The 18073-nt window shown below is 41.7% G+C and carries 28 protein-coding genes; all 28 read left to right on the forward strand.

The window, feature by feature from the left end:
* The first annotated feature begins 190 nt into the window (after positions 1-190).
* The 28 genes from rpsG to infA all read left to right on the forward strand — a co-directional run bounded on the left by rpsG (position 191) and on the right by infA (position 18008).
* A complete protein-coding gene (gene rpsG / locus U9M98_02050) occupies positions 191-655 on the forward strand; it encodes a 30S ribosomal protein S7 (GenBank protein ID MEA2020479.1) in 465 nt (154 codons plus the stop codon).
* Between the two features lie 236 nt (positions 656-891).
* A complete protein-coding gene (gene fusA, locus U9M98_02055; protein ID MEA2020480.1) occupies positions 892-2991 on the forward strand; it encodes an elongation factor G in 2100 nt (699 codons plus the stop codon).
* Between the two features lie 158 nt (positions 2992-3149).
* Positions 3150-4334 (forward strand): elongation factor Tu, encoded by a 1185-nt coding sequence (gene tuf / locus U9M98_02060; protein MEA2020481.1) that lies wholly within the window; start codon positions 3150-3152, stop codon positions 4332-4334.
* Positions 4335-4396: 62 nt separating this feature from the next.
* Positions 4397-4708, forward strand: a complete 312-nt coding sequence (gene rpsJ, locus U9M98_02065) for a 30S ribosomal protein S10 (GenBank protein MEA2020482.1) — start codon at positions 4397-4399, stop codon at positions 4706-4708.
* Positions 4709-4889: 181 nt separating this feature from the next.
* Positions 4890-5315 (forward strand): 50S ribosomal protein L3, encoded by a 426-nt coding sequence (rplC, locus tag U9M98_02070; protein MEA2020483.1) that lies wholly within the window; start codon positions 4890-4892, stop codon positions 5313-5315.
* Between the two features lie 23 nt (positions 5316-5338).
* Entirely contained in the window at positions 5339-5992 is a 654-nt protein-coding gene (gene rplD, locus U9M98_02075; protein MEA2020484.1) for a 50S ribosomal protein L4, read from the forward strand.
* A gap of 2 nt (positions 5993-5994) precedes the next feature.
* Positions 5995-6291, forward strand: coding sequence for a 50S ribosomal protein L23 (gene rplW / locus U9M98_02080; protein ID MEA2020485.1), 297 nt, complete (start codon positions 5995-5997; stop codon positions 6289-6291).
* Between the two features lie 353 nt (positions 6292-6644).
* Positions 6645-7469: a 50S ribosomal protein L2 gene (gene rplB / locus U9M98_02085; protein ID MEA2020486.1), complete on the forward strand. Its 825-nt coding sequence runs from the start codon at positions 6645-6647 to the stop codon at positions 7467-7469.
* A 103-nt stretch (positions 7470-7572) separates the two neighbouring features.
* Positions 7573-7866 carry a 30S ribosomal protein S19 gene (gene rpsS / locus U9M98_02090; GenBank protein ID MEA2020487.1) on the forward strand — a complete coding sequence of 98 codons (294 nt, stop codon included), beginning with the start codon at positions 7573-7575 and terminating at the stop codon, positions 7864-7866.
* A 77-nt stretch (positions 7867-7943) separates the two neighbouring features.
* Entirely contained in the window at positions 7944-8282 is a 339-nt protein-coding gene (rplV, locus tag U9M98_02095) for a 50S ribosomal protein L22 (GenBank protein MEA2020488.1), read from the forward strand.
* A 135-nt stretch (positions 8283-8417) separates the two neighbouring features.
* Entirely contained in the window at positions 8418-9050 is a 633-nt protein-coding gene (gene rpsC, locus U9M98_02100; GenBank protein MEA2020489.1) for a 30S ribosomal protein S3, read from the forward strand.
* A 259-nt stretch (positions 9051-9309) separates the two neighbouring features.
* Positions 9310-9729: a 50S ribosomal protein L16 gene (gene rplP, locus U9M98_02105; protein MEA2020490.1), complete on the forward strand. Its 420-nt coding sequence runs from the start codon at positions 9310-9312 to the stop codon at positions 9727-9729.
* A gap of 15 nt (positions 9730-9744) precedes the next feature.
* Positions 9745-9951, forward strand: coding sequence for a 50S ribosomal protein L29 (gene rpmC / locus U9M98_02110; protein MEA2020491.1), 207 nt, complete (start codon positions 9745-9747; stop codon positions 9949-9951).
* Positions 9952-9968: 17 nt separating this feature from the next.
* Positions 9969-10334, forward strand: a complete 366-nt coding sequence (rplN, locus tag U9M98_02115) for a 50S ribosomal protein L14 (GenBank protein ID MEA2020492.1) — start codon at positions 9969-9971, stop codon at positions 10332-10334.
* Between the two features lie 25 nt (positions 10335-10359).
* Positions 10360-10599: a 30S ribosomal protein S17 gene (gene rpsQ / locus U9M98_02120; protein ID MEA2020493.1), complete on the forward strand. Its 240-nt coding sequence runs from the start codon at positions 10360-10362 to the stop codon at positions 10597-10599.
* A gap of 110 nt (positions 10600-10709) precedes the next feature.
* Positions 10710-11018, forward strand: a complete 309-nt coding sequence (rplX, locus tag U9M98_02125) for a 50S ribosomal protein L24 (GenBank protein MEA2020494.1) — start codon at positions 10710-10712, stop codon at positions 11016-11018.
* Between the two features lie 10 nt (positions 11019-11028).
* Positions 11029-11574: a 50S ribosomal protein L5 gene (gene rplE, locus U9M98_02130; GenBank protein MEA2020495.1), complete on the forward strand. Its 546-nt coding sequence runs from the start codon at positions 11029-11031 to the stop codon at positions 11572-11574.
* A 115-nt stretch (positions 11575-11689) separates the two neighbouring features.
* Positions 11690-11875 carry a type Z 30S ribosomal protein S14 gene (locus U9M98_02135; protein ID MEA2020496.1) on the forward strand — a complete coding sequence of 62 codons (186 nt, stop codon included), beginning with the start codon at positions 11690-11692 and terminating at the stop codon, positions 11873-11875.
* A gap of 131 nt (positions 11876-12006) precedes the next feature.
* Entirely contained in the window at positions 12007-12399 is a 393-nt protein-coding gene (gene rpsH / locus U9M98_02140) for a 30S ribosomal protein S8 (GenBank protein MEA2020497.1), read from the forward strand.
* A gap of 258 nt (positions 12400-12657) precedes the next feature.
* Positions 12658-13215: a 50S ribosomal protein L6 gene (gene rplF, locus U9M98_02145; protein ID MEA2020498.1), complete on the forward strand. Its 558-nt coding sequence runs from the start codon at positions 12658-12660 to the stop codon at positions 13213-13215.
* Between the two features lie 23 nt (positions 13216-13238).
* Positions 13239-13589 (forward strand): 50S ribosomal protein L18, encoded by a 351-nt coding sequence (gene rplR, locus U9M98_02150; protein ID MEA2020499.1) that lies wholly within the window; start codon positions 13239-13241, stop codon positions 13587-13589.
* 9 nt (positions 13590-13598) lie between these two features.
* Positions 13599-14075 (forward strand): 30S ribosomal protein S5, encoded by a 477-nt coding sequence (locus U9M98_02155; protein MEA2020500.1) that lies wholly within the window; start codon positions 13599-13601, stop codon positions 14073-14075.
* Entirely contained in the window at positions 14062-14475 is a 414-nt protein-coding gene (locus tag U9M98_02160; GenBank protein ID MEA2020501.1) for an uL15 family ribosomal protein, read from the forward strand. Before U9M98_02155 ends, U9M98_02160 begins: the two co-directional genes overlap by 14 nt.
* A gap of 51 nt (positions 14476-14526) precedes the next feature.
* Positions 14527-15801, forward strand: coding sequence for a preprotein translocase subunit SecY (secY, locus tag U9M98_02165; GenBank protein ID MEA2020502.1), 1275 nt, complete (start codon positions 14527-14529; stop codon positions 15799-15801).
* 47 nt (positions 15802-15848) lie between these two features.
* Entirely contained in the window at positions 15849-16118 is a 270-nt protein-coding gene (locus tag U9M98_02170; protein MEA2020503.1) for a YbaB/EbfC family nucleoid-associated protein, read from the forward strand.
* 272 nt (positions 16119-16390) lie between these two features.
* Positions 16391-16930 (forward strand): nucleoside monophosphate kinase, encoded by a 540-nt coding sequence (locus U9M98_02175; protein ID MEA2020504.1) that lies wholly within the window; start codon positions 16391-16393, stop codon positions 16928-16930.
* Positions 16917-17708 (forward strand): type I methionyl aminopeptidase, encoded by a 792-nt coding sequence (gene map, locus U9M98_02180; GenBank protein ID MEA2020505.1) that lies wholly within the window; start codon positions 16917-16919, stop codon positions 17706-17708. The genes U9M98_02175 and map overlap by 14 nt, the downstream gene beginning before the upstream one ends.
* 81 nt (positions 17709-17789) lie before the next feature.
* Entirely contained in the window at positions 17790-18008 is a 219-nt protein-coding gene (infA, locus tag U9M98_02185; protein MEA2020506.1) for a translation initiation factor IF-1, read from the forward strand.
* The last annotated feature ends 65 nt before the right edge of the window (positions 18009-18073 follow it).

The raw sequence follows: 18073 nt of genomic DNA on the forward strand, positions 1-18073 counted from the left end.
TGTTAAGTGTTAAGGAGTTAAAGGATATACAATAGATATACGGTAGATATGCAATTGTTCATCTATTGTTTATCGCGATTCTGATCGCAGTTTAACGGCAACTTCTGAGTTGCATTTTACGAGTGTTTAGTGAGTTTATCTAGTAGTTAAGTTATGATTATTTTATCGATTACCTTTTTGGCTTAAAGTCATGCGTGGAAAAAAAGCAAAAAAGCGAGAAAAAGAAGAAGATTTGCTCTATAATTCTGAGCTTGTGACTCGGCTAATTAATCAGGTTATGGAAAGTGGTAAGAAAAATGTAGCAGAGGAAATAGTTTATGGGGCACTAGAACGCCTTTCTGAGGATAGGAACGAGGCGCTCAACCTTTTGGAGCAAGCTGTAAGTAATGTTGTTCCTGATGAGGAAGTTCGTTCTCGGCGGGTGGGAGGTGCAACCTATCAAGTTCCCATTCCTCTAAAGCGGGATCGGGCTGTGACCTTGGCAATTCGTTGGATAGTTGATGCAGCAAAGAAAAGGAGCGGCGAGCCGATGGTGGTGAGTCTTACTTATGAGCTCCAGGATGCTCTTCGCGGTGAAGGAACGGCAGTAAAGAAGCGAGAGCAAGTACACCGTACTGCGGACGCAAACCGTGCTTTTGCCCATTTTCGATGGTAGTTTTCTTTTGATAAGGAACTCTGCTGCGGTGGGCAATCTTGCGCTAAAGCCTTTTCTACAGTATAATTCCTGTATACAAGGGGTCAGGTCTCCTCTATAAATATCTGGGAGGTGTCTCTTATCAAGAAAACCTTTGCAAGGTTTTTATTTTTTTGCTTATATTGCAAGCACGAGGTACTTTTGCCTGTTGGGTATGGTTCCAGAAAAACTGTAGGTTATTATTTTTTATTATTATTATGTCTGAACAAGAAGAATACCCGTTAGAGAAAATTAGAAATATTGGGATTATTGCCCACATTGATGCTGGTAAAACCACTGCTACTGAACGTATTCTTTATTACAGCGGCAAAACTTATAAGATTGGTGACATTGATGAGGGTACTACGCAAATGGATTGGATGGAGCAGGAACGCGAGCGCGGTATTACAATCCAATCTGCTGCTACTACTACCTTTTGGACTCCTCTTCGTTTTGAGGGAGCGGAGGAACATACCCACCGGATAAATATCATTGATACTCCTGGCCACGTAGATTTTACAGCTGAAGTAGAGCGTTCTTTGCGTGTTCTTGATGGCGCTGTGGTTGTTTTTGACGGTGTGGCTGGTGTTGAACCGCAGTCAGAAACAGTTTGGCGCCAAGCTGATAAGTATGAAGTGCCGCGAGTTTGTTTTATTAATAAAATGGATAAAACTGGGGCAGACTTTTACAATTCAGTAGAAACTATTAAGGATCGACTTGGTGCTCGAACTGCTATAATTCAGCTCCCAATTGGATCTGAAAGTGATTTTGAAGGTGTGGTAGATTTAATTGAGATGCGTGCTCTTTATTGGGAAGGTGGTCTAGGAGAGAAGGTTAGATACGGTGAAATCCCTTCGGGTTTAGAGGAAAGAGCTAAGGAAAAGAGAAATGATCTTTTGGAAATGGCGGCGGAGCAAAGTGAACAGCTTTTTGAACATTATTTGGAAAATCAAGATCTTACTCCTGATGAGATTAGGAATGGTCTTCGAATAGGTACGTTAAATGGTGATTTTGTTCCTGTAATGTGCGGAAGCGCGCTTCGTAATCGCGGTATTCAACCTCTGCTTGATTCTATTGTTGATTATCTCCCCTCCCCTTTAGATGTTCCACCTATTACTGGTGTTAATCCAGAAACAAATGAAGAAGAAGTTCGGGAGGCAGATCCGAATGGGCCTTTTGCTGCATTGGCGTTTAAGATCCAAACTGATCCCTATGTTGGTCGGCTTTGCTATTTTCGTGTTTATTCTGGAACGTTGGATGCTGGTGACGAGGTTTTGAATGCTTCTAAGGATGAGAAAGAACGGATGGGAAGGATTTTATTAATGCACGCAAATACCCGCGAGGAAATTGATAAAACATCGGCGGGGAAGATTGGCGCAACTGTAGGTCTTAAGAATACCTTTACGGGTGATACTCTTTGCGATAAGGAAAGCCCTATTGAGTTAGAGAAAATATCGTTTCCGGAGCCAGTTATCTCAGTAGCTATTGAACCAAAGACCCGTGCAGATCAGGAAAAGTTGGGTAAAGCACTTAGGCGTCTTTCTGAGGAAGACCCTACTTTTGAAATTAGAGCAAACAAAGAGACGGGAGAAACTTTAATTTATGGTATGGGTGAGTTGCATTTAGAGATTTTGGTTGAACGGATGAAGCGTGAGTTTGGGGTTGAAGCTAAGATTGGTAAACCGAGGGTTGCGTATCGAGAGACTATTCGTAACACTGCAGAAGCTGAGGGTGAGTATATTCGCCAATCTGGAGGTCGCGGGCAGTATGGGCATTGTTTTCTTCGTTTGGAACCTTTGGCACAAGGAGAGGGTTTTGAGTTTGAGAATGAAATTAAGGGCGGTACAATTCCGCGCGAATTTATTCCTGCTGTAGAAAAAGGTGCAGTTGAAGCGCGAGATAAAGGTATTTTGGCAGGGTACCCTATGGTTGACATTAAAGTTACTGTTTTTGATGGGAGTTATCACGAAGTTGATTCTTCTGAGGCAGCTTATAAGATTGCAGCTTCTCAAGCCTTCCAGAAAGCTGCTAAGCAAGCAAGGCCTGTTCTTTTAGAACCTATAATGCAGGTAGAAGTTGTAACTCCTGATGAGTATTTAGGTTCAGTGGTAAGCGATCTTTCTTCTAAACGAGCGAAGATCAGGAAAACATGGGTTCAAGGTAACTCTCGTCGTATTTCAGCTGAGGTTCCCTTAGCTGAAATGTTTGGATATGCGACGCGGATTCGTTCCTTGACAAAGGGGCGCGCAACCTTTACAATGGAGCCTAGCCATTATGAGGAAGTTCCTCAAAATGTAGCTGAAGAATTAATTAGCTAACATATCTGATAGTTGTAAGTTGGTGTTTTGTTGTTGGTTAGGCTAGCAACAAGAAACTAACTTTTGCTTGTTTTTATTTGTTTAGATTGTTAACTGCAGTGGTCTGGTACATCCAAGACGCGCGGATGCACTAGCTCGCAGCAGTGAAAGGAGGCCGTATGGCTAAAGAAAAGTTTGAGAGAACTAAACCCCATGTTAATGTGGGTGCTATTGGTCACGTTGACCATGGCAAAACTACTCTTCTTGCTGCGATGACTAAAGTTCTTAGCGAGAAGGGTTTATCGGATGAGGTGCCCTTTGAGGATATTGATAAAGCTCCTGAGGAACAAGAAAGGGGTATCACAATTGCTATTTCTCATGTGGAGTATGAAACTGAGAATAGGCACTATGCCCACATTGATTGTCCTGGTCACGCAGACTATGTGAAGAATATGATTACTGGTGCTGCTCAGATGGATGGGGCTATTCTAGTAGTGGCTGCGGACGATGGTCCAATGCCTCAGACTAGGGAGCATATCCTTCTTGCGCGTCAGGTGAATGTACCGGCAATGGTTGTTTTCTTGAATAAGACTGATTTAGTTGAGGATGAAGAACTTCTAGATTACGTAGAAGAAGAAGTAAGGGATCTTCTTAACCAGTATGAATTTCCTGGGGACAAAATTCCTGTTATTCGCGGTTCTGCTGAACAAGCCTTGCAGGGCGATGAAAAGGCCAAGGAGCAGGTTTATAAACTTGTTCAAGCTTTGGATGATTATATTCCCGAGCCTGAGCGAGAACTTGATAAGCCATTTCTAATGCCTGTGGAGGACGTATTTTCCATTGAAGGCCGTGGTACTGTTGCAACTGGAAGGATTGAACGCGGAACTGTTGATTTGAAGGACGAAGTTGAGATTATAGGTATTAAAGAAACAGAGGAAAGTGTTGTTACTGGTATTGAGATGTTTAGGAAGCAGATGGATAGTGCTCAAGCCGGCGACAACGTTGGTATTCTTCTTCGAGGTATTAATAAGGACGATATTGAGCGTGGGCAGGTTCTGGCCGAGCCGGGAACTGTTACTCCTCACACTGAGTTTGAAGCAGAGGTTTATATTCTTACTAAGGAAGAGGGCGGGCGTCATACTCCCTTCTTTTCAGGATACCGTCCACAGTTTTACATTCGGACTACGGATGTGACTGGTGAGGTGGAACTGCCTGAGGATGTGGAAATGGTAATGCCTGGCGACAATGTAAAAATGAAGGTAAAACTAATTACTCCGATTGCTATGGAAGAGAACTTGCGTTTTGCTATTCGTGAGGGTGGAAAAACTGTAGGAGCAGGTGTTGTTTCGAAAGTAATTAAATAATAATTACGAGGTTAGGAACGAAGTGCTAAGAATAGGGTGTGGCCTGCCCAAGGTGCATTGCAATGGTTAAAGGTAATAAAATTAGAGTACGCTTAAAAGCTTATGATCATCGAGTAATTGATCAATCAGCAGAGAAGATTGTGGATGTGGCAATAAGGACGGGAGCAAGAGTTTCGGGGCCAGTACCCCTGCCAACTGAGATTGAGCGTTGGACAGTTTGTGCTAGTCCTCATGTTGATAAGCGCTCGATGGAACAGTTTGAGCGGCGCACGCACAAGAGACTAGTTGATATTTTGGAGCCGACTCCAAAAACTTTAGATGAGCTTTCTCATCTCAACCTTCCTGCGGGTGTGGGAATTGAGATTGAAGGCTAGGTTTTTCTATTTATTTTTTTTTTGGAAGATGGGATTGTTTAGGTTAATTTCAAAAATAAACCTCAAGAATATTGTATTCATGGGAATAGACATTTTTGATTCATAAGAAGATTTGGTATAAATTTCGTCTCTTGCGTGGGCGCCAAATCGGCGTCTTTTTTAATGCCAAAATAAGGGAAAAATGGAAGTAAAAGCAAAGAAACTAAACATGAGTAGAATTTTTACTAAGGGAGGTGCTCCCCAGCCAGTTACTCTTGTCAAGGTTGATGATCTTGAAGATTTTGAAGTGGGTGACTTAGTTGTCGTTTCGGGAAAGACTAAAGGTAAGGGGTTTGCTGGTGTTATAAAGCGGTGGGGGTTTAAAGGTGGTCCGCGAACACACGGCCAGTCAGATCGAGAGCGTGCTCCAGGTTCTATTGGTGGTACTACTGACCCAGGTCGAGTATGGCCCGGGAAAAAAATGCCAGGGAGGATGGGAGGAAATAATATAACTGTGAAGGGATTGGAGATATTAGAAATTGACGAGGAAAATAATATTTTAAAGATAAAAGGCTCGATTCCTGGACCTCGGGGTAATGAGGTTACTATTACAAAAAAAGAAAGGTAGCACTTTTTGTTTGTTGATTTGTTATGAAAGTAAGTATTTTTAATACAAAAGGAGAAGAATTAAAGACTCTAGCAACACTTGCACCAGAGATTTTTGAGGTAGAGCCAAAAGAAGAGCTTCTAGCTCGGTACGTTCGGACCTATCAACATAACCAAAGGCAAGGTACTGTTAAAACAAAGAATCGGAAGGATGTTTCTGGTGGTGGTCGCAAACCGTGGCCGCAAAAAGGTACTGGGCGAGCGCGCCATGGGTCAATTCGTTCACCGCTTTGGGTTGGTGGTGGTACTGTGTTTGGTCCGCAACCGCGGGATTGGGGGTTGAAGCTTCCAAAGAAAATGCGAAGAAAAGCTTTATTTATGGCATTGTCTGATAAAGTGCAGGAAGATGGCGTTGTTGTTTTGAACAAGTTAACACTATCAAAAATAAGCACAAAGGAAATAAATAGGATTATTGAGAATGTTTTGGGGGAAAAGCTGGAAATTGTCGGTAAAATCTTGATAGTTTTACCTGGTAGTGGTGAAGAAGAAAATGTTTATCTTTCGGCGCGGAATATTCCCAATGTGCAGTGTGTTCCTGTTCAGAGTTTAAACGCGTACCTGGTATTGGAAGCAGATAAGATAATTTTTACTAAGAACAGCTTGTCTTTGCTGGAGGATATATTTTTTGCTAAGGGTTAATTATGAAAAAGTACCGAGAGATTTTGAAAAAACCTATTGTAACTGAGAAGACTTTGCGGTTGGCGCGTGAAAATAATGACTATACTTTTGAGGTTGCATTAAAAGCTTCCAAGGGAGCTATTAAAGAAGCTGTTGAGGAAATGTTTAATGTTGAGGTAGAGGATGTTCGAACTTTGAAAAGAGCTGCTAAGAATAAAAGGGTTTGGGGAACGTGGAGATACACGCGAAAAGGTCCGTGGAAAAAAGCAGTTGTCAAATTGGCAGAAGGTGACGAAATCGAAGGTTTTGGGATTGAATAGTAGGTAGTATTGTGGATGCGCCGGTGCTACACGCTTTCAAGAGCCCTTGTACTACATAGAGTACAGGGCAGGCCGTGCTTAGGATTGAGCGCGTTTACCCCGAACCCTGCGTGGTTTGGGGCTTAGAGAAAAATTTGCTTTTAGTTTATTGTTAATTGATAGGTTATTGTGGGCAAATTTTTCTATGCTCTTGATCCCCGCCGCATCTTCGAGTTTGGGGGGTTACAACTTGAAAGATTCCGTTCTAATTCGCGTAAATTCGTTTTAGATTAGTGTGAATTCGTGTGGGTTCCGGAAACAATGCGATCACATTTCTTTTATCGATTAACTGTCAAAGCTGTCTAGTTGATATTATGAAAAAGTATAAACCGACATCCCCGGGGCGACGGCACCGTGTGGATATAGATAAAAGTAAATTATCTAAAAAAGGACCGGAAAAGAAGCTTTCTTCTGGTGTTAAAGAGAAGGCTGGTCGTTCAGGTGGTAAAATTTCTGTTCGCCACAAAGGGAGTCGGGTAAAAAGGAAATTTAGGAATATTGATTTTAAAAGGAAGAAAAGAAGTATTCCCGGTGAGGTAGTTTCTTTGGAATATGATCCTAATCGGAGTGCGCATATTGCACTAATAAAATACGCGGATGGTGAAAAAAATTATATAATTGCACCTCATGGCTTAGAAGTCGGAGAAAAAATTGTGGCAGGGGAAGATGTGGAGGTTAAAAGGGGTAATGCTATGCCTCTAGCTAATGTTCCTTTAGGAGAAGAGGTACACAATGTGGAGCTCCATCCTGGCGGTGGGGGGCAAATGGTTAGATCTGCTGGTACCAGTGCTCGGGTTATTGCCAAACCTGGTAAATATGTGCACTTGAAAATGCCTTCTGGTGAGGTCCGAAAGGTTTTGTCTTCTTGTTATGCTACCGTAGGTGGTGTGTCCAATCCTGATTGGGAAAATAAGAATTGGGGTAAGGCTGGTCGTAAGCGCCACTTAGGTATTAGACCAACGGTAAGGGGTTCGGCTATGGCTCCGGATGCTCACCCTCATGGTGGTGGAGAAGGAAGGACTGGGGAAGGGATGCCTTCTCCTAAGACTCCTTGGGGAAAGAAAACTCGTGGTAAGAAAACCCGAAAACGAAAACATACGGATAAGTACATAGTAAAAGATAGGCGGGAGAAGAAATAAGCATTTTTAAAAGCACCAAACATCAAATACCAAGTTCCAGAAGTTTGTTATTTGAAGTTTGGAGTTTGGAATTTAAAATTTAGTATTTAGAATTTAAAAAATTATGTCTAGATCAACAAAAAAAGGTCCTTATGTGGACCCGAGACTATTGGAAAAAGTTAAAAAAGCAAAAAAGACTAGCTCTCAGGAGCCGATAAAAACATGGGCGCGAGGTAGTAATATAAGCCCAGAAATGGTGGGTGTAACTATAGCTGTTCATAATGGGCGGGAGCATGTGCCTGTTTTTATTACTGAGGCTATGGTGGGCCACAAATTAGGTGAGTTTGTGCCAACTCGTACTTTCCGTAAGCACGGGAAGAAGGGTGTCAAATCAACCCTTTCCGAAGGCCGTGTTTAAGGGAGAATTTCGAAATTCGAATCTCGAAATCCAAAATATTTGGAGCTTAGGATTTAGAATTTATGATTTAAATTATTATGGTTGTTTATGCTCGAAGCAAAAGTTTACCAATATCTCCGCAGAAGATGAACTTGGTTTTGGATTTAATTCGGGGAAAAGATATTGCAGAAGCAAGGAAGATACTTACTTTTTCTACAAAGAAGGCAGCCGGTCTTGCTAAGAAGGCTTTGAATTCAGCTGTAGCAGATGCTAAGCACAATGAGGGTTTAAGAGAAGATGAGCTAAAAATAGTGGAAGCCCGAGCAGATAAGGCTCCTACTTTGAAGCGGATCCGGCCTAGAGCTAGGGGGCGTGCTGATAGAATTTTAAAAAGACGTACACATCTTACCATTGGTGTAGGGACGGAAGAAGGATAATCGCAGGTTTTTTTGTCTGTGTAAATCCTTGTTTATACAGTTAACACTTTATTGGTAGTTGCGCATTTATTGATAATTTATTTGTTTTGAATTTCCGCGGATATGTAGATTCGCGTTAATTCTACGAGGTTAAATATGGGTCAAAAAACACATCCGATTGGATTTAGATTAGGGACAACTTCAGATTGGAAATCACAGTGGTTCGAGGAAGATCCAGAAGCCTATGCGGAAAAAGTTTTGGAAGATAGGAAGATTAGAGAGTTTATTCGGGAGAATGTTGGTAGGGCTGGTGTTAGCGAGATACGAATTGAACGATCTCTGGATGATATTAAAGTAACTATTAAGGTTGCTCGACCAGGTATGGTAATTGGGCGTGGTGGTTCTAGAATTGAACTTTTGCGCGACGGTTTAGAAGATATTTGTAGTAAAAAACCAGAGATCTCGGTTGAGGAGGTCAAGACTCCCGCACTTTCTGCTAGGTTAATTGCTGAAAATATAGCTCGGCAAATTGAACGACGCCGCTCCCCCATTGGAGTTATGAACTCGCAAGCTAGCAAAGCAATTTATAAAGGGGCAAAGGGAATAAAGATTCAAGTACGAGGGCGGTTATATGGTAGCCAGTATGCGCGGAAAGCAGAGGTTACTGAAGGTTCAGTTCCTTTGCAAACAATTCGTGCAAGTATTGATTATGCTTTTGATGAAGCAAGAACTAAGTATGGGAAAATCGGGGTTAAAGTTTGGGTTTATTTGGGAGAAGAGGAAATATAATATGAAAAGACTTTGGCGGGCACCCCGCCTCTCAGGGCCGCTCGCGCCTGTCGAAGTTTAAGTCTGATTTGGTTAAGCGCTTGCTTTGTGATCAAAAGTCGAATGGTGTCAGTGAATAATTGTAGCGACTTTTGATCAAAACCCTTCAAGGCGGGAGCCAGCCAACGTCTTGTTAGATTCTTAGTTTGGAGTTTTTGATTTGTTGTTTATTTGAAATTTGTAATTTGTTCCGCCGGCCGGCGGATTGGAATTATTAACTATGTTGTATCCAAAAAAGAAGAAATATAGAAGAGAATTTAGAGGAACTCTTAAAGGTGTTGCTCAACGAGGGACAACACTGGCTTTTGGTGATTATGGTTTAAAAGCCTTGGGTAATGGTTGGATAACTATGCGCCAAATAGAAGCAGCACGGAGGGCTATAGTTCATTCTACCAAGAGAAGTGGGAAAATGTGGATAAGGATTTTTCCAGATAAGCCTGTTACAGCTAGACCTGCGGGAATGAGAATGGGTCGGGGTAAGGGTCCTGTTGACCATTATGTGGCGCCAGTTAAGGCTGGAAGAATTCTGTTTGAGTTGGGAGGATTAGATGAGGGTGCTGCTCGAGAAGCTTTGCGGCGTGCTGCTAACAAGCTTCCAACTAAGACAGAAATAGTTACTCAAGAGGATTTTGTAGTTTAAATTTTTTAAAATAAAATGACGAAGGCGCAAGAATTACGACAAGAAAGTAAAGAAAGTTTGGAAAAGAAATTAAAGGATTTGCAAAAAGAGTTAATGAATTTACAGATGGAGCACCGAACTGATGGGTTGGTGGATACTACCGTTTTAAGTAAAAAGAGAAGGGAAATAGCAAAGATAAAAACAGTGTTACGAGAAAAAGAGGTTTTAGCTCAGATTGAGTAAGCAGCTGATTAACTATTATGTTGCAGCCAGGATCTATTCTAAAAGTAGCTGACAATTCCGGAGCAAAGGAGCTAAAGGTTATTACTATTATTGGTTCCAAAAACTGGGCAGAGGTTGGGGATGTGGTGTCGGGTTCTGTTCAAGGTGTGACTTCGGGCGAAAGCGAGGTTTCGGACCACGAGGTAGTGAGAGCAGTTGTGGTTCGTACTAAGAAGGAGAAAAGGCGTAAGGACGGTTCTTATATTCGTTTTGATGACAATGCTTGTGTTATCTTGGACAAGCGGGGCCTCCTCTTGGGAACACGGGTTCTTGGTCCGGTTGCTCGTGAAGTTCGAAAATCCGGCTTTGTAGATGTTGCATCCAAAGCGCCGGAAGTTATTTGATTTGTAATTAAATTCCGATTTTAGTATGCCAAAGAAAACTCTAGAAGGAAAAGTTATTTCTGACAAAATGGATAAAACTGTGGTGGTTGAAGTTATGCGGACATACCACCACCCGCGCTATAAGAAGCGCGTTGAGAAACACAAGAAGTATAAGGCTCATGATTCGTTGGGAGCTAAAGTGGGAGATGTTGTGCAAATAGAGGAATGTCGTCCTCTTAGTAAGGATAAACACTTTAAGGTGATTAGGATACTCGCGGATTCTTAAATTTGGTGGAGATCCAATAAGCATATTCTATTAACAACCTATTTGTTGCCTAATTGCGGACAGTAGTTTGAAAGCTTTTCGCAGATGGAATCTGCGGGAGTTAGCATTAAATGAAAATACATTCTGGTGATAAGGTAAAAATAATTTCTGGTAAAGACCGTAGTAAGACTGGTACTGTAGAAAAGGCTTACCCGAAAAAGGGTAAGGTTTTGGTGCCAGGAATACATGTAGTTAAAAAACATGTACCACCTACTGAAGATAAACCTGAGGGTGGTTACATTGAAAAGTCATTGCCAATTGATGTTTCCAACGTTATGTTAATTTGTTCCAATTGTGGAGAACCCACAAGAGTTGGATTCTCTTTTGAGGGAGGTCGAAAGTTACGTAAGTGTAAAAAGTGCGGTTCCATGTTGAGTTGAAGTTTAAATTATGAATCTTGAAGAGCGATTTGAAAAAGAAATAGTCCCAGAGCTGCAGGAGAATTTGGATATATCTAATATTTTGGCTGTGCCGCGCCCCAAGAAAGTTGTGGTTAATATGGGTATTGGTGAGGCGAAAGATGATAAAGATTTGTTAGAGGAGGCAAGGCGGGAATTAGCTCAGATAACGGGGCAAGTTCCAAATGTTCGGCGTGCCAAGCATTCGGAAGCAGGTTGGGGTATTACTAAAGGTGATCCAATTGGGTTAGCTGTTACCTTACGTGGTACTCGAATGTGGTCTTTCTTGGACAAAATTGTGAAAGCAGCCTTGCCGCGAGTTAGGGATTTCCAAGGAGTGAAAAAAACTGCTTTTGATGGGCACGGTAATTATTCGTTAGGTTTTAAGGACCATACTATCTTTCCAGAAATGGATGCGGATGAAGTGGATAGGTCCAAAGGGTTACAAGTAACAATTGTTACCAGTACTGAAAGTGACCAAGAGGGTTATGCATTATTGAGCGCCCTAGGATTCCCATTTATAGAAGAGGAATCTTAAGATTGGCCTTAATGGCTTCAGTGGTATCAGTAGATTCAATAGTTTTTATCCGGCTCCTGAATCTATTGAAGCCCTTGAGGCTCTTGAAGCTCTTTTGTTTCCGAAGGAAGCTATTATGGCGAGAAAAGCATTAGAAGAAAAGCAAAGAAAAGAGAAAAAGTATGATACGCGTGATTATACGCGTTGTAAGCTTTGTGGTCGATCGCGTGGTTACATGAGAGATTTTGGCATGTGTCGAATTTGTTTTAGAGAGCTGGCTTTAAAAGGAGAATTGCCTGGCGTAAAAAAAGCCAGTTGGTAATTGCAATTGTAATGCAGTGGTAATATGGTGGTAAAACAGTAAAACAATTGTATTACTATCGTTTTACGCGATTCTGATCGCAGTTTAACGCAGTTTCCGAACTGCATTTAACGTGAGCGTAGCGAGCTATTATGGATACTATTGCGAATATGTTAACAAAAATAAAAAATGTGCAAGCAGTAAGGAAGCCAAAGGTAGAGATTCCTTATTCCCAAAATCGAGAAGCAATAGCTAGCGTTCTGGAAGAGTATGGGTATCTTTCTAAAGTTCGAGTTTATAAGCCGAAGGGGAAAAGGTTTAAAATGCTTTCGCTGGATCTGAAGTATCTTGATGGGGATCCATTTATTTCTAAGGTGAGAAAGATTTCTAAGCCTGGGCAGAGAATATATTCCTCGGCGGAAGATTTACCGCTGGCTTTGGGCGGCAAAGGTTTAGTAATAGTATCTACTTCTCAGGGAGTTATGAGCGCGAAAGAGGCTAAGAAACGGAACCTTGGTGGGGAGATTATTTGTGAAGTGTGGTAGTGACAAACGCGAATCTACACAAATTAAAAGCGAACGAACGCTAATGGAAAAGGAAAGAAGTAGCAGATTTTCTCGTCCCTGGAAGCCCGCGCTCCTTGTAATGTCCATTTCGAGTTCCGACACTGGTCGAAATGAGAAATCTCAAGAGTAAATAACTATTGTTTTATGTGGGTCTGCCCGCGATTTAGTGAGGAGTTCTGACGACGAACAATTAACGTGGCTTCTTAGCCACAAATTACGCGCTTTTGGCGCATTATTATGTCTAGAATAGGTATACAGCCAATACAAATTCCAGAAAAAGTAAGTGTAGAGATTAAACACAATCAGGTGTTAGTTTCTGGTCCAAAAGGGACTGTTGTTGTTCCTTTTCGGCCTGAAGTTGGGGTGGAGTTGGAGGGGGATCAGCTGGTTGTAAGGAGAAAATCCTCCTCTCGGTTTGCGCGGGCTTTGCATGGTACTGTGAGAGCTACTCTTGCCAATGCAGTGGAGGGTGTTCAGGAGTTGCACGAGAAAAACCTTGTTTTAAAGGGTTTGGGTTATCGGGCAAGAAAACAAAAGGATCAGCTTGTTCTAGATGTTGGTTTTTCTCATCCTGTTAGTTTTAATATTCCCCAAGATCTGCAAGTGACGGTAGAGGGAAGGAGCGAGATTTCGATAAAGGGGGCTGATAAAGCTGAGGTGGGAAAATTTGCTTCGGAAGTTCGTAGTGCTCGACCCCCAGAACCTTACCAGGGTGAGGGAATACGTTACAAAGGCGAGAAAATTAGAAGAAAGCCAGGTAAGGCTGCTAAGATGGGGGAGGGTTTTGGTGCGTAATAGTTTAGTAGGTTTTAATAAAAATGATAGTTAAGCATTATAAGGACAAAAAAGAAAGACGGAGGCAGCGAATTCGGGGCAAGATTCAGGGAACATCCCAGAAGCCGCGCCTTTCAGTTTTTAAGTCAAATAAGCATATTTATGCTCAGTTGATAGACGATACTGTTGGTGAAACTCTTGTATCGGCATCGGATAATGATTTGGAAGTAAGTGGGAAAAATAAGGAAGTTGCTCGAAAAGTTGGTCAGGAGTTGGCGAAAAAAGCAAAGAAGAAGGGGATTGAGGAGGCTGCCTTTGATCGTAGTGGTTATCCTTTCCATGGTCGGGTAAGGGCTGTGGCAGAGGGAGCCCGGGAAGGAGGTTTAAAGTTCTAATTTATTATTATGGAAGAAAGAAATCAGAAGGAACAAAAAGAGTTTGAAGAAAAAGTGCTTGAGATTCGACGTGTTTCTAAAAAGACAGAGGGAGGTAACCGTTTTAGGTTTACAGCCTTGGTAGTAGTTGGAGATCGTAAAGGTAGGGTAGGAATGGCTTTGGGGAAGGCTCCGGGGGTAAGACCAGCTATAGACAAAGCTACTTCTAAGGCAAAAAAGAATCTGCAAAAAGTTGTTTTGGAGAATGGTACTATCCCCTTTGAGATTAGGGTAAAGGAGGGCGCTGCTGATATTTTGCTTCGCCCCGCACCGGCAGGAACTGGAATCTCGTTGGGAGGTGCAGCACGGACAATTGCGGAGTTAGCTGGAATTCAAGATATTACTGGAAAGATTTTAGGTACTAGGAATAAATATTCTAATGCTCTAGCAATGTTTAAAGCTTTAGAGAGGATTAGAGAACTCTCTCGTAAATATGAAACTAAATAAGTTACCAAAAATTAAAAAAGGGAAGAAAAAGCGGGTGGGACGTGGGTATGGTAGTGGTAAGGGAGGTCATACTACGGGCCGCGGTCAAAAGGGTCAGAAGGCGCGATCGGGGGGGACAGCAAAGAAGCCACGAGACTATGGTAAGGAAAAGGGTTTTGAACCACCAACCAGGAAAGAACCTGCAATTTTAAACGTTTCTAGCTTAAATGTGTTTTCAGATGGTGCAGATGTAAATCCCGATACTTTGGTGGAGGTTGGTTTACTGGAGAGAATTCCAAAAGACGGTGTTAAAGTTTTAGGTAAAGGTGTTTTGGAAAAGAGTTTATCTGTTGAAGGTATGGAGGTGTCAAAAAAGGCAAAAGAAAAAATAGAGGCGGCAGGAGGTGCAGTTAAAAATTGATAATTTATGGGAAAAGCTTTGGAATTTGCGTAAAAACTGCTTAAGAATTAAATGCTAGAGAAAATAAGTACAGTATTTAAAATAAAGGACCTTCGTCGAAAAATTCTTTTTACCCTTTTTATCCTTGTTGTTTTCAGATTGGCAGCTAGTATCCCAGTGCCTGGTGTAGATAGAGCAGCTTTACAACAACTTTTTCAAGCTAGTGAGTTGTTGGGTCTTTTGGATATGTTTTCTGGGGGAACGATGCAGCAGTTTTCTATTGTAACCTTAGGTCTGAACCCATTTATAAATGCTTCTATTATTATGCAGTTGCTTACCGTGGTTTTTCCCAAACTGGAAGAACTTTCCAAAGAAGGAGATTACGGAAGAGCAAAAATTGAGCAATACACAAGATTTTTAACTGTGCCCCTAGCGCTTGTCCAGGGATTTGGAATGTATAGTTTGTTTAGACGGCAGGGCGTGTTACCCGCAGTTTCGATCTTTGCTTTGATTTTGTTAATTGTAACATTGGTTTGTGGCACAATGTTTTTAGTTTGGTTAGGGGGTTTGATTTCAGAATATGGACTTGGAAACGGCACTTCCGTAGTTATCTTGGCTGGTATTTTGAGCCGAGTACCTTTGAATGTAGTTCAGATCACCTCTACTTTGCGAGGAACTGATGCCTTTGCTTTTCTTGCGTACTTGGCATTTATTTTGGCGAGTTTTGCTTTGGTGGTTGTGGTTAGTGAAGGAACCAGGCGGGTGCGAGTGGAATATGCGCGAAGGTCGCGGGGCAATACTTCGACAGGGGTGCAAAATTATATCCCATTAAGAGTTAACCAAGCAGGCATGATTCCTATTGTGTTTGCAGTTTCCCTGACTCTAATTCCCTCACTGATTGGTCAGTATATAGGGGATACTTCCCTTCCCTTGCTTGGCTCTGTCTTGGGTACTTTAACAAATATTTTCAATCCTGATTCTCCAGTCTATAACTTGCTTCTTTTTTCTTTAGTGGTTGCATTTACGTATTTTTATACTGCTGTTACTTTTGACCCAGCAAAGATTGCTGATGATATAAAGAAGCGCGGCGGTTTTATTCCTGGCATTAGACCAGGTAAAGCCACAGAAAGTTACTTGGAATGGGTATTAGTTAGAATAACATTGGTGGGAGGTGTTTTCTTAGGCTTAATGGCAATATTGCCAAGTCTTCTACGCGCGCTTACTGGTATATCAGGTACTATTATTCAAGGTTCTGGATTGCTAATTGTTGTTTCTGTAGTATTAGATATTTTGAAAAAGGCTGAGGCGCGAATGGTAATGAGTGATTATGACGGCTTTTTAGATTAACTTGTTGTTGTGCGTATGCTCTTCCTGAAAGGAGGTTGTAAATAAAATTGATACTAGATAAAGCTAAAAGACTCTATAATTTAAAAAAGAAAGCAGATAAGATGAAGAAGAAGATGCGCAAGATTGAAGTGGATACCCAAGTTGGCAATGTACGGGTTGTGATGCGGGGTGACCAGAGTGTGAAATTAATAGAAATAGATGGTAAAAGAGTAGAAAATGTGGAAAAGGCCCTAAACAAAGCATCGAACAGGATTCAGAAAAAGGTAGCAAAGCAAATGCAGGGGCAAATGGGGGATTTGGGAATACCGGGATTGTGATGTTTAACCTGTCTCACTGCTTTTTGGCATGCTAGTTATTTTTAGTAGTGTTAAGTGTAGTAAAGATTAGTAAAGTAGTTGTAAAGTGTTGAGGAGAATTGTTGCTTTTTTAACTCGTTAAGAGTTAAAGAGTTAAGGGTTAAAAAGAGGGAGAAAGCTAGGTTTGAATACTTAACTTTTTAACAGTTTAACGCGAGCTCTTGCGAGCACTTAACGATTGTGGAATTAGTTTTAGAATTATTGAGAAGTTGCCTTAATGGCCCGCTTTACCTATGAACATAGTGATTATAGGCCCACCGGGGTCGGGAAAATCTACTCAGGCAGATCTTTTAGCTAAGGAATTGGGTGTTCCCCATATTTCTACTGGGATTATTTTTCGTGAAATTGCGGATCGGGATTCAGGATTAGCACGAAGTGTAGAAAATTATTTGGAAAAGGGCGAATTTGTGCCTGACGAAGTTGTGATGAAGGTTTTAGAGGAGGAACTGCCTAGAGAAAAGTACCGACAAGGTTTTGTTTTGGAAGGCTACCCCCGAAACATTTGGCAGGCAAAAAACGCACCTTTTCAGCCGGACAAGGTTTTTTATTTGGATGTTTCGGATGAGGAAAGTATGCACCGCCTGTTGAAACGTGGTCGTGAGGACGATACAGAAGAAATAATCGAAAAACGGTTGGCTGATTATCATCAGCAGACAGAGCCGGTTCTATCTTTTTATAGTGAGAAGGGGGTTTTAGAGCCTGTGGATGGTGAGCAAAAAATTGAGGAGATTTTTGAAGACTTAAAAGGTTATTTTAGTAATGATAAAGATTAAGTCAAAGAAAGATATTGAAAAGATGGCAAAGGGCGGTCTGATTACTGCTAAAGCACGCGAAGAGGTATTAAAAGCTGCTGTTCCCGGTGTAAAGACGGCGGATTTGGAGGAATTGGCTGTAAATAGAATTAAAGAGTTGGGCGGGGAGCCCGGTTTTATGAAGGTTCCCGGTTATGATTGCGCTACCTGCATTAACCTTAATGCGGGTTTGGTTCACGGAGTACCATCCGAAAACGTAACAGTAGAAGAAGGTGATGTTTTTACCGTGGATTTAGGTACTTTTTATAAGGGTTTTCACACCGATGCCGCTTGGAGTATTGTAGTCGGAAATCGGCGTACCGCGTTCCGCGGACTGCAGGAAAAGGAGCATAAAGAGAAGAAAAGGTTTTTGGAGGTGGGGGAGGAGGCGTTGGAAAGGGCGACGGAGCAGTGTGTTCCGGGGAATTTTGTGGGGGATATTTCCCATGCAATTCAGGAAACAGTTGAAGGTGCCGGTTATAATGTGATTCGGGCTTTGGTTGGACACGGTGTTGGCGAAGAGTTGCACGAGGGACCGCAAATTCCTTGTTTTGGCAAACCGGGCGAAGGGTCAATGTTAGAAGAGGGTTTAGTTTTAGCTGTAGAGATACTTTATGCAGAAGGTGGTCCTGCTATTGAAACTTTAGACGATGGTTGGACAATAAAGACCAAGGACAACTCACTTTCGGCACTTTTTGAAAATACAATTGCAGTCACTGAGGGTGGTTCTCGAGTGCTAACACCAAACCCCAAATTTTAATGTTATTAGTACTCCAGGCTTGCGCCTTATGGGTTCTTATGATAAGATAAGCACTGAGACTCCCATAGGGGAGTGCTTATTATGCCAAAAAAAGATTTGGTAAAAAAACGTGGTACAGTTGTTAAATCTTTGCCTAATGCAACTTTTGAGGTTGAGTTGGAAGATGGTTCTAAGGTTTTGGCTCACACATCGGGAAAGATGCGTCGATATAAGATTAATATTCTGCCTGGAGATGAGGTTGATTTAGAAATGAGTAAGCATGATTTGAGCAAGGGTAGAATTGTTTATCGATACAAGTAGTGAATGGATTATCACGGAATTTAATAAGGATTATCACTGAAATTCCGTGATTTTTTTGATATTTT

The organism is Patescibacteria group bacterium, assembly GCA_034659915.1.
Taxonomy (GTDB): Bacteria; Patescibacteriota; WWE3; order JAUXAW01; family JAYEID01; genus JAYEID01.